The organism is Actinobacillus genomosp. 2 (assembly GCF_029773605.1).
Lineage (GTDB): Bacteria > Pseudomonadota > Gammaproteobacteria > Enterobacterales > Pasteurellaceae > Actinobacillus.
This window is the reverse complement of the sequence record NZ_CP103807.1, coordinates 589,989-605,328: the sequence shown is the minus strand read 5'-3', so window position 1 is coordinate 605,328 and position 15,340 is coordinate 589,989. Positions and strand designations below refer to the sequence as shown.

The window sequence follows — 15,340 nt, the reverse complement described above, 5'->3', positions numbered from 1 at the left end:
CCTACTCCGAATAACAATTTAACAATGTGCCACGCTCAATAAAATTCGGTTGTCGAATTTGTGGGTTAAGATGTAATAATTCATCTGCACGCTCGTAATTACCATAAAAATAATGTGCCACTTTATGTATCGTCCCACTTTCTTGTACAATTTTTACCGTCAATGGTGGCTTTTTGTTAATTACCGCTAGGATAAGTGCAGTAAATTGATGTGCGACATTTCGGATATTATTAATCAGCTTTTCAGCGGTTTCGTAGATAGCTTTTGTTTTATCGCTGAGTACGCCTTTTTGTGTATGCTTTTGCTGTTCTCGTAGTTTATTAACAATACTTAGCCAATGCTCACGCACAACTTGATTGATTAGCTCTAAATCACTAATTACAAGATCATCTTCATTATCTTCGACCAACTCGGTTAAGACTTTTGTGAGTTTCGTTGTAGCAATTAAGTCAAGCATAATCCCAAGTTCAACTACATCAGAGCCAAGTAATTTTACCGTTTTCGAGCGGTTAAAGCCTTCATCTTTAGCCACTTTACTTACAATTGCTTGAGTGTTATCTACTGCATCAGTAATATTGAGCAATTGCGATTTTAACGACAACGTAGTTAAATCGGCACGCCCCTGAATACCACTATCCACCATTTCTTTTAACTGGTGTAATGCTCCCGAGCCGTCTTTTAAATAAGTGCGTTGTGAGGTTGATGAGGCAATACTGTATTTCTTTTTGTCTAAATCAAATAAGCTACGCACAGCTTCGAATGAGGCAAATAAAGCTCCCCAAAGCCCTAGTAAGCGAGATTTAATATCAAAAGCAGCAATGCTATTCCAAAATGTCATACCATCATCAAACAAGCGTTCGGTATCTAGTAGCAATTTGTCTATTTTAGAGATTAGGGAGTCTTCGAAAACGAAAATCGGTTGCATTTCTGTGGACTCTTTAAAAGTTAAATCCAATGCAACATAATTAATATTTTCTGAATCAGTACGTAAATTAGCGGACACAAGCGTCATATTCGGCATACGCCCACGAATCGGATGCACTAAAACGTCAGCACCTTTTTGCTGTAAGATTGAGAGCAATCGGATATAGCTAGTGTAATATGTTGAACCAAAGAAGACCGCTTGTAGTCTAATAGTTTGCGTATTCAGCCCCATATCCTCAAGGTCAGCTCCATTCACAAAAGGATAAGCGTGCTCAATTACAGAACGTTCAAAACTATCATCAACAGCAATCACATCAAATTCAACACCTTTAAAACTTGCCTGTTGAATAGGCATTGTCCAACCACTCATTACGCCATCCTTTTGTTAAAATTAAATTGATACTCAGACACTTTTTCTGCCACCACCGAACCGTCTAGCTCCACCGTGATTTGATTTGCAATAGTGTGAGATTGTGAGGCAAGTCCGGCTTGTAGCCCTGCCGAAATCGTATCACCAAAGGCTTGAAAATCTGCTTGATAGTTTGATAATACTTGCGATGTTGCCTCGACTTTAGGTTTTAAAGTGCCGATAACATTTGGTAAACTCCACAAGATAGAGCTTTGAGCATTAGGCTGAATATTTTTAGGTGATGGATAATTGCCTTTCGCTTTCATATCAGCAAACCTTTTATCAATGGCTTCTTGCTCGCCTTTATTCGCTTCAGTTGGCGATAATCCGAATCCAACAATACCTAGCTTTGACCAAAAGCCTGCACCACCAGTACCTTTAACAGCACTCCCGCTGATACCACCGGTTGCCACATCAGCAACTTTACTTAATACGCCACTTTTAGCTTTGCCACCGGTTAATAAATCAAGCACACTAGAGGCGGCAAGAGCAGCTCCAAAGATTTTAACGGCATCTGTCGCACCACTAACAAACTGGGTTAAATTAGGATATTGGTTAGCATAATTAGTTAAGTATTCCGCTAAAGTACCTAATACGCCATTTACTTTCTCAAAATTCTCCATTTGGGCAAATTCGGTCGCATTCTTTAATGCTTCAACCTTATGCGAATTAGTATCACGAATAACAGCGTGGGATTTTTCAACAGCTCCCTCGCTACTTTGTACATCCGCACGCACGCTGTTACCTAGCTCTTTATTATTTCGGATAGCGACTAAAGCCATTAACGCCTGACGGTCTGAAATAACCTCTCCAATCGCAGAGGCTTCAATTAAGTCCGTCATCTGTTTTAATAACTGCTGTGCTTCCTCATCTTTAGCAGTTTTCAAACGTTGCTGCAAATTCTTATACTGATCGTTATTGACCACTGTATCTTCCATAACTGACATAAACGCCTGCAACGAATCTTGCCCTTTGCCTTTGTAATGCTCCATTGATTTCATATAATTAATAGATTTGACTTTCCCTTTACTATCGACATATTCCAAATCTTCTAACCGCTTCTTTGTTTCAGTCGAGGTGATTTTTGCCAATAAATTTACAAGGTTATTACCGGCTTCGTCGCTTGTACCGGCTGTAACTCGGGCTTGCTGATTAGCTACAAGTAAGGTTTCAAATCCATCAATGCCTTGTAAGCCAATAGATTTAGCAGCTGCCATCTGCTGTGGTAACCAACTAGCCATATCTTTAAGCTCAAAGTTGCCGGCTTGCCCTGCAGCCACAGCCATATCTAGCACTCTCCCCACATCTTGCTCTTTAATCCCAAACTGCTGCATGGCTGAAATAGCGATCTTAGCCATATCTTCTGAATTTGAACCTGTTGCTACCGCCCCTTTCTGCAATGTAGGTAATAGATTCATTGCGGTTTCTGCTTTCATTGTACCTGAGGCGATTAGTGTATCGAGTGTCACCAACGCATCTTCTTTTGTACCACCACCAACTTTAACCGCCTCTTGCACTGCAGCTAATAGTTCTCTTTTTCCTTCAATACGTCCTTTAACATCACGGTCAGAAAAGGCTGTGTTTGATGCCATTGCTAATTGTCGGTCAAATTCCATCTGATTTCTTGCAGGCTGACGAGTCATTGCTACACCAGCCGCAAGTCCTACGCCGACGTTCATTGCGCCTCGCCCTAAACCTGCCGCTTTATCCCCAAAGCTAGTTTTTCCTAACTCAGCATTTAATTCTTTTACACGCTGTTTAGTAGCTTCTGACGCTCGGCGTAACTCATTTTGAGAAGCAATCCCCGAACGCTTTAAACGGTCGTAAGCCGCACGAGTCTGCTCAATTTCACGCTGAATCGCATTTTCCGAACGTATCCCTAAAGTTTCACGGGCAGAAGCAACATCTGCCGCAACCTTACGAGCATTACGGTAACTTTGCTCAATTTTCTTGTTTGCTGCTTGAGTAGCGTTAGCTGCCTGTTGTGCCGCTTGTGATTGTGCATTACCGCTTCGCTGTGCTGCACGTTCGGTATCTTTAAAGGCTTTTTCTGCAGTTTTGGCTGCTTGGTTTAAAACTGGGGAGGCTGTATCTTTTGCCGTTAATTCCAGTTGCACTTTCATATTTTTTGCCATTTTTAAAGTCTCTTTAAACTTGTTTTAAACCTATAAAAAAGGGGCTTTCGCCCCTATTTAATCTTGCCACGTCGAGTAAACACATAGCTTTCGTGCTTAACTTCTACATTGTTTACGCCTGCTGGGCTTTGTGGTGTTTTTACGCCCTCGCTCTCTAAGTAGCTCTCAATCCACGCAAATACCTCAAGCAACGGCATTTGCCACACTTGCTCGGCGGTGATTGCAAATTTTGAGAGCAAAATCACCGCTTGTCGGTACTGCTTAAAGGCTTCCGCTACGCAAAATCGGGATTTACCGGGCTTTCGCTCTCGCTTTGGCTCTCCCCATTTTCTAACCGCTTTTTTCGCAGCTCCAGCGTTGCCTCAATCAACGTCCAGTAGTCATCAGCGGCAAGGTTATCAAACAAAAATTGAGGGGTAATTGTCTCTTTATCCAAGCCATCAAAGCTCACTTGCTGAGAAAGATAAGCCATATCCACCAAAGTTTGCTCACGCTTTGATAAAGCTTCCGAGTTTTCATCAAGCCCTAAATCAGCCACCATTTCTTGAGCGGTGCATTGACCGCCCATTGTCAGCAGTCGCACCGTGCAATCACGATAGATTACGCCGTTATGTTCAAAACCAAGTAGGGTAACTTTCATTATTCTTGTACCTTACGCAATGCGTTGAGCTGAATATCACGCACCGATTCACCATCAACAGTGTAAGACTCGCTCACATCCGTACTGAAACAGCCCAAGTAAGACGTGCGTTTTTCTGCATTATTAAGCGGATAACGGGTTAATTTCGCATTTTTTATATTCGCCCAATCAATATAAGTACCGTCTTGCGGCTCAACGGCGGTCACTGAAATGGTATGCTCTTCAATACCTTGAGCATAACCTCTTGCACGCCCCGAACTATTCATTGTTTTTACCAACTTGCGACCAGTTACAGTTTTTACATCAAGCTTAGTAATTTCAATTTCAACGCCGTCCACCTCAAGCACGCACGAGCCTTCATAAACAATCGACATCTAATACCCCCTATAAAATTAATGTAATTTTGTTGCGGATAACGTGTAAGCCATTAACCACATCTGCAGGGATTTCTAAATCCAAGTAAGTCGGGTCTTGAGCATTACGCACCACCAATAAGCGATTTTTCCACGCATCCACGTTTTCAATCACTTCTTCTCCTTCGAGCTGGTAAAGCACATCCAAAATTTCCGAACGCACTTTTGCCACAATACGAGGCGAGTTCTTCGCACGAGGAAAACGCAAGCGCTGACGGGTTTGGATTGCCTTACGCACATAATCAAGCGTACGAATCGTGGTTAAATCCAAATAGCTCGGGTCGTCAGTATTGGTAGCGTTTTTGGTGTATGTAGTAATCGCACGGGTAATCTGTACACGGCTTGCCACCACTTCAATCGGGCTTAAACCGTGATACAAGGCTTGGTTCACTTCCGTAAATAACGGCTTTTGCGAGTCATCCACCACAGTTAAGCCTTTAATCTCAAGGGTGTTAAGTGGACGTGCAGGGTCTTCTTCGCCTGCGATAACTGCACCTAGACCAGCGGCAATCATTGCATTAGATTCTACTGAGCCTTTATACCAACCCACAATAATACGTTCGCTGTTGAGCTGAGACGTTAATGTTGTGCCTGTCGCATAACTACCACGCCAGCCCATTACGCCGATAGCTGGTTTATCCTCAATCGGAGCAGATACTGCTTCTAAATGATTACGTAATGCAAGTGCATTTTCATCATCAGAGAACGGCGAAATAATCACGTTGTAATGTGTACCGGCTACACTTGCCAGTGCCGGTGCAATCTGCGCATTACGCTGACCGTTTGCAAATGCAGTTGTTTCAAGTGTTAAGCCTGTTGCCGTATTACGAGTTGAAAGCGTGATGTCATTACCAATTTCACCTTTAGCTTTAGCCGTAAGTTTAAGCGTAGTATCGCTATCAACACTTGCCACCACAGGACTATAACTTGCGCCATTAATAACATTCACTAAACGAGCCACAATCGCTTGAGCTTCTTCGCCTTTTGCTGCCGCCACTTCGTATGCTGTACCGGAAATCGTAATACGCACCACGCCGGCATAAGTTACCGTACCGGTAAAAGTTACTTGACCCGTTGCTGCAATGCCCGAATCATGGTCTTTTAAACCTACCACCGTTAAACGGATTAACGGATTATTTTGGATTGCCTGACGAACCATCAAATGAGCGATTGAACCTTTACCGAATAACGCTTCCGCTTCAACGTCACTAAAAACTTTTTGAGGTGCAGTAAATGCGGTGTCGCCACCAGTCATCGGTGCAACAATCAATACTTCTTGTTCATTTGTCGGTAAAGTTGTTACCGCATCTTTATTGTTATATTCCGTCAGCACGCTTGGCTTACGAATGCTATTTGGGATTTTATCAAATTCAATTTTAGACATTATTTGCTCCCTGTTTCTTTGGCAACTTTAGTTTCTTTCACAACCAATAAATCACCATCTGCAATACGACGTTGGTAGTAAAGCGTGTTTTCTACCTCCACTACATCTTGTTCAATGTAGTTATGCGGTCGATTTTCAATAGGTACACGCACACCTTTAGCAGCTTTAACCTTTAGCATTTTTCTGTTCCTCATAGCGTTTCTGGGTTAATAAATAGCCTTCAAGATCCCAAATCTTTGATGCAGCATTAATATGAGCAATATCCTTACCAATCTCTTCGTTATAATTGTCAGCGTTTAGACAAGTACTTTCACCGATTACCTTAAATCCATTTTTAAGAGTTAAAATACAGATTGTTAATGTGCCATTAAAAATATATTCTTCATCAACGATTACATTTTGGATGTGTTCGATTGTGAGTTTATTTGTCATTCATCCTCCATAACCACCATTACTTCAGTGGTTGCATTATTATTTGGATCAAAAATCCGATTATTAAAGCCTGATAAATTGCCTTGCGGTTCATCTAACTTGCCTTGATACTGCTTAAACTTCTGTTCATCTTCCACAACACCTTCTGGGAATCTACCGTCATCAAGCACATTGCATTCGTTATAACTGATTTCAAACTCAAAGGCATACGCCGAGAGCTTTTCTTTTTTAACTTCCGCATTATTCCAAATAGCACGGATTCTTTTCGGCTGTATTGGGAGGGTCAATCCCCCTAGTGTTTGGTTAATAAGTAAAGTTTTTACTGCACTTAATAACTGATTAACACCAACCTCTCGGTCAGTCACACCACCTAAGCGTCCGGCGGTTTGATTTCGGACAGAACGAGTCATTACCAATACGACAAATACGTCTGTAGTTTGATAACGTTTGCCTCTAGCACCCATAGCTTTTGCATCAAATGCCGAACCGCCATAAGACACAAGACAAGCCGGCAAGCGGCGAACATCTAACTGTTCATCGTTTATTTCGCCGGCATAACTGCCAACGGAATAAACCATTTTGCCTAGACCTAGTGTTAGTCGCTCAATCAAAGCCTTTTCAATTTTGCTAATCATCGACTTGTTCGTCCGAAAATACGTTCACCGCCATTAAAAAATTGAACCGTGTTTTCTCCGTCTGCTGATTCCGCCTCAGAGGCGGAATCTAGGCTCAAAGAGATCACACCTTTAGAGATATTCTCTAATTCTTTAAGACAAAGCTTATAGCGGTTTTCTACCTCTTCCGTCATTGTTACGAAAGATTTGCTGGTTAAGTGATAACGAGCTAAATCACAGCAAATACGTACCAAATTTTGAGGTACAGTCATCAAAGGTAATTTATAACGCCCAGCTAAATAACCGTCGATTTGGCTAGATGAATCATCTAATGCTACTTGCAATAAAGATTCATCAACAACCCCATTGCGATCACGGTCAGTGAGTTGCATCGCTTCATCTTCACCAATTCGTTGCACGAAATCATCAACCAACGCATACATTAGGCATTACCCTCAACCACTGGCACAAATTCTAAATAAGGGTCTTGGGATAGTGTGATAATCTGCTCACCGGTTAAAGCATCACGAGAGATTTCTAACGCTTCATTTTTATTAAAACGATAACCGCAGCGACCGTAAGTATCCTGTGGGTGAATAGCTTTCAATTTAATCTGAAAAGCAATCGGCTCAATGATTTCAGCACCTTTTAATAAATCCGAATCAGTTTCATCTTTTGAGCTTTTAGTATCTTGTAGCTCATCCATTTCCGTTGTGCCGTCTGCTTCGCTTGTTTTAGCTGAATCAGCATTATCGGTTGGTAACGCGTCCCCCGCTGTATTTTTGGTTTCATCTGCTTTTGGATTCTTTTTAGCCATTGTCTTTACCTCTTACAAGGGCGTATTGCTACGCCCTAAAGAAAATTATTCTGCAATTTGAGCAGATACAGCCACTTTCAACACACCTTTTAATGGGTTGCTTGTGCCGTTAATTACATCCGCTTCAAATAACTGACGTGCAGCATATTCAAGCGTTGGTGGCACAAGAATAGTACTAGGGCGAATATTTAGTAATTTACCGCCATCGCCTTTGAGCATACGCATTTTGGCAAGCACAGCCATTACAGTTTCCGCATTCAATTCTGATTCTTCCACGCGATGAATTAGCTGCCAAAAACCAAAACCTGCATTACCACGAGCACGCACACCCCATAGATATTCGTCTTCCATGAAGACTGTATCCGATTTTGACGGGTCGAACTTTGTTTCGATTTCAGGCTTAGTGCGTTCTTGCCAAATTAACGGCTTAATCGCATTGGTATCGTCTAAAATATAAAATGCTGGCTTACCGCTTGCTGCACCGGTAGTGATATTACTTTGAGTTTTGCTTGTGCCTGTACCGTCTACGTTTTCGTAAACAGGGTGGTCTGTATCAAAGAAATTCTGACCGTCATAGCAAAGGGTTGTTTTACCTTTTGCCAATAAACTAAACACTAAGTCATCAGGCAATTCCGCCGCACTTTGACCGGCTTGCTGCACAATCGGGGTAAATAAACCAACTTGATCGTCTTCAATGTCGGTACGAGCCACACTTACTGTCGATTCAAAGGTTTTATTCTCAATCGACATGGCTTCGGCTTGCATTTTTTTAATTTGACGTTTACCCACCCATTCACGCATTTTCGGGAAATGACCCAACCAACCATAAGTGTTTGTTTTGGTGGATGAGCTAATCTTCATTGCAATCATTTCCCACTGAGGTTTAATTAATGCTAAACCTGCACCAAATTCTTTTTTAAATGCCGTATCTAGGGCTTTTAACAATTCTGATTTTTTAAACATTACTTAGTTTCCTTATATTTTTGAGCAAATTCATCAGGGGTTAAACCTAATGTCTTAGCCGTTGCAATTTCAGCCGCACTCAACGCCACTTTATCAGTACCTTTATTTGGGTCTTCACCACCCGATTGCGTACCATTTAACGCCGGATTAGGGGTGACTGTTTTTAAAAAGTCGGATAAGGCAACTAAATTCTGCTTACCGAGATTTTCCGCCCATTCTTTTTGGGCAGGTAGTAAACGACCGTCAGAGAGTGCAGCTTGAATTAACGCATCACGCTCTTTATCGTTCATCTGTTGTTTTAAGCCATTCAGCTCAGTTTGCACCGCTTGCAAATCGCTTAACGCTACATATTTAGCAGGGTCGGGGTTATTCACTTTGGCGGATAACGCTACTTTTTCTGTTTCAGCATTTTTTAATGCACCATAAACATCTTTTAAAGCAACTTTAGAGTCACCTTTTGCGGCAGATAAAGCGGTCAATTCCGCTTCAATTTCTGCGTCTGTTGCTGTTGCGGATAATGCAAACAGCTTAATTAAGAGTTCTTTCATTTTTGAGTTGTCCTCACTAAGTTCTAAGTAATGGGAAAATTGGCTAGATGTTGCTACTACTTCGGCTAGATTGTGCAAAGCAGGGCGATTGGTTAAAGCTGCATTTAATACCTTGATTACACGTCCTGACTTGTCAGCCAAGAATAGCGGTGATAGATATTTATAAATACCGTTCTTAATTTCATCCACGGCTTTACTCGTCCAATTCACATCGACGAAGATGCCTTGCTCAGAAATATATTCAGCTTTTACCATCCAACCAGCTGCCGGATTACCTTTGCCGTTTTCAGCTACATAAAGGGTCTGATGTTCGTAATCGATCATCAGTTGGATTTGCAAATTATTGATGTCATCAGCGAGCTGATAACCGTTAGTGTCGTCTACATACCAACCTCCCTCACGTCCGTCTTGCGGATAAAACCAGCCATAAGGGAAAAGCTGTACACGACCATTCACTTCTTTTCCTAGCTGAAAAGCACACGCAATAGGATTTAGTTTAAATTTCTGCGTAAACACAAAAACACCTCAAAATAAAATAATGAGGTTAGAGAATAGTGGATAGTTGGATAAGATAAGAGAGGAGGGACTTCTACAAATGACGAAAATTTGTAAAAAACTCAGAAAAAAAGACCGCTTAAAAAGAGTTGCGAGATAAAATCACTTCAAAACCATTTTAAAACATTTTAATTCATTTTAAAAATAACGGAATGATAAATCATACCTTTATCAAATTAAACGCCTCTAATCGCTATTTTGAGGCGTTTTATCGAAGTTATTTTATTAACTATCCAAGCAGTCTTTGCCAGTATGTTTGCACATCATCTAAAATATCCTCCTCGTCTTGTGATGTGAGCTGTAAAAATGGGCGAGCAGGGATCTTAACTTTTCGCCCACGCCCAGCCATTCCGCCGAATTGATGAATAGCCGCATAGAGTTCATCCGTCCCTACTAGTGCCGAATCATTATCGTAATCACTTGTGATACTACTCATTAAGTTTTCGGTATCAACAAGCGGCGAACCTTGCCGATGTTTAATACCAAGCCAAGCCGGACGACCGCCGACATCAAAGTTAGTCAGCACCGCTGATTCCATTGTGTCGGCAATATTCCGCATTAAATTAGTTTTATTCTTCGTTTTGTTAGCAATGAGGTTTAACGTATGAATAATTTCATCAATCCCATTTATTTCAATTTCAATCATTTTTTTACTCACTGAGTTGATTTAAAAAATCAAGTAGTATATATTTTTCTTGCCACTGAAAAAGCGATGATAATCTCGGCGATCGCGAGCGAAGAGGTGAAATAGACTCGGGACTGTGTGTAGGTGAATCCGAGCCCTACTCAGTGGCTATCTTATTTGCTGATATTTTTTCGAAAAACTTCTCAATTTCCCCACATCCGATATGTAGAACGAATCAACAAAAAGCTCATTGCTTTGAATAATATGTTTAACTATCGAAATATAAATCACCTCATCAATTACCTTATAAAAATAAAGTTTGTTTTCATTTACAAATAGATGATCAGCATTCGCAATAACCTCTGGCAATAATTCATACACATCAGCCTCGAACCTTTGTCCTTCACGGTTATTTATTTGTTTAACTAAAGTATCATCAGAAAGCCACACTGTTCCTGTATTTGTTTTAATCAACGCTTGGTCTGATTTATTCAATCGCCCCGCTGCAAATTTAAAATTACGCTCCAGCTGATTTCGCATATTTAACAATTCTGCAGAGGTTAATTTATCCTTGCCCGTCTTAATCTTCGCCACTTGCTCAGACAACTGCTTAAAAGCCACCTTAAACTCCCCCCCGCTCATTTCCGCTTTCGCAAACTGATGAGCCAACTTTTCAGGATATAAATCCAAATTCGGCTTATAGGTTAAACGCCCCACATTGTAATCAAACCCTTTATCAGCCAATCGCACCGTGCCGTCAGGCAGTTTAAAACCAATAGTTTCTTCTTGGTTGCCTTGCTTGTCTTTCGGACGTTTCGCTTTAATTAAAAACGGTTCACTACTGCCAATCTCATCAATACCTTTACGCTTTAAATCACGCTCGCCTAATGCAATTACAGTACAACGGCAGTTAAACCCATTCGGCGGATAAAACGTCGCCCAAAATGGATCGTCATAGCGATAAATCTTACCGTTTAAGGCTTGATGAGCGGGACGGGTGCGTTGGTCTCCTACCGCCGAATATTGCCAATAAGGGCGATTATCCACGTTATCCATATAACGCTGATAACGAGCTGCAGAATAAGCCTGTTGCATATTGGTACGATAAATCGTATTTAAACGGCGAGGCGTGCCAAAATGCTCGCCTGTTTTCGGGTCGGCAAGCAATTTACCATCAATACCACGACTAATCGCTTTGTCGTGTCCATATATCCAGCCTTTTCGCTCAAATTCCTCCGTAAGCGTTTTCTTCCACTCATTAAAGGATTTCCCCTCACGGCGAGCTTTTTCCATTGACTCATAAATATCACGGGTCATTTCAAGGCTAGTAAGTTTGCTAATAGTGGTGGCTCGCCCAAGAGCAGAATCAAACAGCTCTTGCTTAAACACCTTACCGGCGAGCAACTTCTTCTGCCGTAAAAACTCAATCGCCTGCTTAGGTTCTAGCCCAATCGCAAAATTAGCCTTCGGCATTGGCTGCCCCCAATAAATCCGCTAAAAATAACGCATTGGCTAAATAGCGGTTATGATCTTCACTCACTAAATCAGGATAGGCTTCCGCTAGTTTCTCCGCTGCCTCATCATAAGAACTACACGCCATTACCACCGCCACCGCCTTTTTCGTAATCGGGTCAAATTGCCGGTTAAAATCCGGCACAGCAAAAGCATCGTTAGCTAAATCATCTAACGCATCTTGCTCTTTAATGCCTGTTTTAGTTTGAGCCGACAAAGCGTGCACCTTTCCCCCACAACCGCAAGAGCAATTTGCAAAATGTGCCGATAATCCGACCGCTTGCGGATTTGCTACACGACCTAGTATTGCTTCATTTTCTTGTGCTTCCGGAATCCCCAGTTTATCCATCGCCCACTGAACAGGGATAGGCATACCAATATCCACCAACTTCGGTAAACTATCAGCAAACACAGCTAAATCCGCCGGCTCTTTGGTATCAAATTCAAAAGTAGGTATACGATTTGGATCAACCCCGGCAAAGTTAATTTGCAAGAACGGCAGAATAATCTGTTGTGTGAATGTTTGCCCTAGTTGCTTAACATCAGAGACTAATAAATCACGACGTACTTCGTTGTGGATATTACCTAGTGCATTGGTCGAGCTTTTACCATCTGCGCCACTGGTCAATGTTTGCCCTAAAATCAAGCGAGCAATAGATTTCTCACACCAATCCACCATTTGCAAAAACGGATTATTTCCCGAGCCAGCACCGGTATTTGCCGCATTATGTAATTCAATACTCATTGATTCCGGCATAATTCCGGCAGCGTTGTGTCCAATTTCAGCCAATGCACGTTTGAGCGTTTCCTTTTCGCCTTTTGACGCTCCCGCACCATACTTACCGATACGAATCGGCATGCCGTACAACTCTAAAAATTCAGCGAAATCGTGAATAGAGTAATGTTTAAACATATAGAGCCAAGCAAGCGTACGGAATAAGTTATTACGAGCTGCCTGTGTTGAGCGTGATTTATGTGTATGCACAACCCAACCAAAATCACGCAATGGCTCGCCATCTTGGTTTTGTGGCGTTTTAAGTAGTAAATTATCCACCTTATCCCACTTAAACCAAGACTGCGGACGATGACTAAAGATGACCGGTAACCATTGTTTGCCGTTAAATTGCCACTCAATTTCAAGGGCAGAAAAGCCGTGACCTATTGCATCCATACAGTCCATCATCAAATCTTCTAGGTTGCCGATTTGATAAAATAATTCGTCCACCTCATCACGTAATTTTTCTTCTTGCGGTGTCGCATTGCGTGGAGCTTTAATTACCCAATCCACCCCCAATACCGCACGCTTACGGGTTTGAATATTGGCAAAAATGGAGCTATCTCTCTCCTCAATATCCATAAATAATTCGTGCTGAGCAGTAATATCACCATTTTCCGCATCGTCAAAAATGGCTTTCATTTTTGCCGGTGTAATAAAATTGCTTGGGTGTTCTGATAGCACTCGACCTGTTGCGGTAATTTCGGCTAAATCGGTTTGCAATGCCTGATCTTTAATCGGTTTTAAAACGGGTTTAATCTGTTTTTTATGCTTATTTTTTGCCATTTTGATTCCTTACAAAAACAGCCCCTAAGGGGCTGAATGTTATTTAATGTCGCCATTTACTACGATATTCGCCATCAAAATCACCCACACTTTCCCATTCAATCGGAGCTGAGCTACTGACTGCATTTCGCCATAACATTTCCAACGCATCTGGACCGTCATCATGGTCGGCTTTTGGAAAATGGCGTAGCTGGCTTTCGAGTGTACTTTGAGAGCGGTGTAGCAAAATCAATCCGTTTGCGATATGCGGTTGTAGGCTCTCAATTCGCAGCATTTTGTCGCTGTTTGGTTTTGTTGCTGTCGCCGGAACAGGTTTACCACGTTGTGCCGACCGCTTGACGAGTTCCGTTTGTAAAAACTCCTGAAATTGGACTGTCTCCACAAACCAGCGGTGGCAGTTATATTGAGAGTGCAAGCGGATAACATCCTCAATAATCAAATCTGGCAGACGTTTCTTAATTTGTGCCTCAACCACATAGAGCTTGCCACTCTCACGATGATAGCCCCCCACCAAAATTGCAGACGGGTCTCTGCTTGCTCCGGCTTTACCCATAGACGGGTCTAACGCCCCGAAATAAATCAGATCTTCCGGCAATTCCGTCCAGTATTGAATGCTATTGGCAAAAATCGCATCATCGCCGGAAACTGGGTCATTTTGATACTCGGAGTCAAATGCAGAATGTCCGTCACTAGCTCGGATTTTCATCAGGTATAGGATTGGACGAGCCAGCCACGATACGACAGCCCCCTTATCCATTTCGGCTTTATGTTGCTGGTAGAATAAGTCAGATAATGTGTCATCATCCCCCTCTTCGGAGAGATAAATATTCTCCCACTCATCCCATAACACCATATTGTCAGGAAAGCGTAAAATGGCTTTAAAGCGTACTCGTTTCCAGCCCTTAGTATTTAAAACCCTACTCAGAACACTGTCATAATGAAGAATTGTGCCTACATAGATAACATCAAACTTTTCGCCAGCAGCCCCAAGTTTTAAAACCGCTTTTAAAACCCAGTTATGCAATTTATTACGCTGAGCGGGTGTTTCTACGCTTTCATCATTTTCGATATCATCAAGTACAACTAAATCAGGACGATATGCTCCATGGCGACGACCACGCAATTTTTGACCTGCACCAACAGCCTCAACTTTTTGATTTTTAGCTGTCATAATGACACCGGCACGCCAAACTTTACCTTGTGCAACCTCTGGAAAGTCAATTCTTAATCGAGGATTAGATTCAATTTCCACTTTAATAGCTTCAAGCATACTGTATGCCTGTTCTTTCGTATCCATCGCAATAATGATGTATCTTTTTAAATCACGAACTAAGCACCACAGTGGGAATAGCTGTGTACAAATCGTGGATTTAGCCTCACCACGAGGAGCGGCAATCGCTTGACGTACCGATTTACTTAGATCACTTACCGAAAACGGTAAGTTCTCAAATAAGTAATGGTGCAACTGAGACTTGTGTTCAGATCGCACGTAATGTGGAAAGTATGCTTGCACAAAGTATTCAAAACCGTGTACAGGATCTAACACTTTCTGACGACGTTCGCTAATCGCTTTTGGCGTGTCGTCCCAACCTTCAAAGTTTGCTTCGATATTACGTTGTATCTGATGGCGTAAAGCCTCCAGTTCTTTTTCAAAGTCTTTTGCTTTCATACTTTCCACTCGAATAACAATGCTGCAAACAGAAACCAACCCCAACCGTTATTACCCGACAAAGCATTAATTTAACTGCGCCGATAATGCAAGCTCATTAAACAGATAAAGGATTTTTTACAATTTTTTTCTTTTTTCT

The 15,340-nt window shown here is 41.8% G+C and carries 17 protein-coding genes; all 17 read right to left on the bottom strand.

What is annotated here, in order from left to right:
- Position 1: 1 nt before the first annotated feature.
- On the bottom strand, positions 2 to 1,294 hold the full coding sequence (locus NYR60_RS03020) for a DNA circularization protein (protein ID WP_279467681.1): 1,293 nt from the start codon (positions 1,292 to 1,294) through the stop codon (positions 2 to 4).
- Complete coding sequence (locus NYR60_RS03015; protein WP_279467680.1) at positions 1,294 to 3,468, bottom strand: phage tail tape measure protein; 2,175 nt, start codon at positions 3,466 to 3,468, stop codon at positions 1,294 to 1,296. Before NYR60_RS03015 ends, NYR60_RS03020 begins: the two co-directional genes overlap by 1 nt.
- A gap of 53 nt (positions 3,469 to 3,521) precedes the next feature.
- Positions 3,522 to 3,713, bottom strand: a complete 192-nt coding sequence (locus NYR60_RS03010) for a hypothetical protein (protein ID WP_279467679.1) — start codon at positions 3,711 to 3,713, stop codon at positions 3,522 to 3,524.
- A 29-nt stretch (positions 3,714 to 3,742) separates the two neighbouring features.
- Positions 3,743 to 4,108: a hypothetical protein gene (locus tag NYR60_RS03005; RefSeq protein ID WP_279467678.1), complete on the bottom strand. Its 366-nt coding sequence runs from the start codon at positions 4,106 to 4,108 to the stop codon at positions 3,743 to 3,745.
- Positions 4,108 to 4,482, bottom strand: coding sequence for a phage tail protein (locus tag NYR60_RS03000; RefSeq protein ID WP_279467677.1), 375 nt, complete (start codon positions 4,480 to 4,482; stop codon positions 4,108 to 4,110). Before NYR60_RS03000 ends, NYR60_RS03005 begins: the two co-directional genes overlap by 1 nt.
- A 10-nt stretch (positions 4,483 to 4,492) precedes the next feature.
- Positions 4,493 to 5,905 carry a phage tail sheath subtilisin-like domain-containing protein gene (locus NYR60_RS02995; RefSeq protein WP_279467676.1) on the bottom strand — a complete coding sequence of 471 codons (1,413 nt, stop codon included), beginning with the start codon at positions 5,903 to 5,905 and terminating at the stop codon, positions 4,493 to 4,495.
- A complete protein-coding gene (locus NYR60_RS02990) occupies positions 5,905 to 6,084 on the bottom strand; it encodes a DUF2635 domain-containing protein (protein ID WP_126374515.1) in 180 nt (59 codons plus the stop codon). Before NYR60_RS02990 ends, NYR60_RS02995 begins: the two co-directional genes overlap by 1 nt.
- Positions 6,071 to 6,337 (bottom strand): Gp49 family protein, encoded by a 267-nt coding sequence (locus NYR60_RS02985; protein ID WP_279467675.1) that lies wholly within the window; start codon positions 6,335 to 6,337, stop codon positions 6,071 to 6,073. Before NYR60_RS02985 ends, NYR60_RS02990 begins: the two co-directional genes overlap by 14 nt.
- Complete coding sequence (locus NYR60_RS02980; protein ID WP_279467674.1) at positions 6,334 to 6,972, bottom strand: DUF1834 family protein; 639 nt, start codon at positions 6,970 to 6,972, stop codon at positions 6,334 to 6,336. The genes NYR60_RS02985 and NYR60_RS02980 overlap by 4 nt, the downstream gene beginning before the upstream one ends.
- Positions 6,969 to 7,394 (bottom strand): gp436 family protein, encoded by a 426-nt coding sequence (locus tag NYR60_RS02975; RefSeq protein ID WP_279467673.1) that lies wholly within the window; start codon positions 7,392 to 7,394, stop codon positions 6,969 to 6,971. The genes NYR60_RS02980 and NYR60_RS02975 overlap by 4 nt, the downstream gene beginning before the upstream one ends.
- Positions 7,394 to 7,768 carry a transcriptional regulator gene (locus NYR60_RS02970; RefSeq protein WP_279467672.1) on the bottom strand — a complete coding sequence of 125 codons (375 nt, stop codon included), beginning with the start codon at positions 7,766 to 7,768 and terminating at the stop codon, positions 7,394 to 7,396. Before NYR60_RS02970 ends, NYR60_RS02975 begins: the two co-directional genes overlap by 1 nt.
- 45 nt (positions 7,769 to 7,813) lie before the next feature.
- Positions 7,814 to 8,731: a Mu-like prophage major head subunit gpT family protein gene (locus tag NYR60_RS02965; RefSeq protein ID WP_237611217.1), complete on the bottom strand. Its 918-nt coding sequence runs from the start codon at positions 8,729 to 8,731 to the stop codon at positions 7,814 to 7,816.
- The gene (locus tag NYR60_RS02960; RefSeq protein ID WP_279467671.1) at positions 8,731 to 9,795 is read right to left on the bottom strand and encodes a phage protease; all 1,065 of its coding nucleotides are present in this window, start codon (positions 9,793 to 9,795) and stop codon (positions 8,731 to 8,733) included. The genes NYR60_RS02965 and NYR60_RS02960 overlap by 1 nt, the downstream gene beginning before the upstream one ends.
- Positions 9,796 to 10,063: 268 nt before the next feature.
- On the bottom strand, positions 10,064 to 10,480 hold the full coding sequence (locus tag NYR60_RS02955; RefSeq protein ID WP_279467670.1) for a phage virion morphogenesis protein: 417 nt from the start codon (positions 10,478 to 10,480) through the stop codon (positions 10,064 to 10,066).
- A 147-nt stretch (positions 10,481 to 10,627) separates the two neighbouring features.
- Positions 10,628 to 11,932 carry a phage minor head protein gene (locus NYR60_RS02950; RefSeq protein ID WP_279467669.1) on the bottom strand — a complete coding sequence of 435 codons (1,305 nt, stop codon included), beginning with the start codon at positions 11,930 to 11,932 and terminating at the stop codon, positions 10,628 to 10,630.
- Positions 11,919 to 13,532 carry a DUF935 domain-containing protein gene (locus NYR60_RS02945; RefSeq protein ID WP_279467668.1) on the bottom strand — a complete coding sequence of 538 codons (1,614 nt, stop codon included), beginning with the start codon at positions 13,530 to 13,532 and terminating at the stop codon, positions 11,919 to 11,921. Before NYR60_RS02945 ends, NYR60_RS02950 begins: the two co-directional genes overlap by 14 nt.
- 43 nt (positions 13,533 to 13,575) lie before the next feature.
- Positions 13,576 to 15,201 carry a phage terminase large subunit gene (gene terL / locus NYR60_RS02940; protein ID WP_279467667.1) on the bottom strand — a complete coding sequence of 542 codons (1,626 nt, stop codon included), beginning with the start codon at positions 15,199 to 15,201 and terminating at the stop codon, positions 13,576 to 13,578.
- Positions 15,202 to 15,340 lie beyond the last annotated feature (139 nt).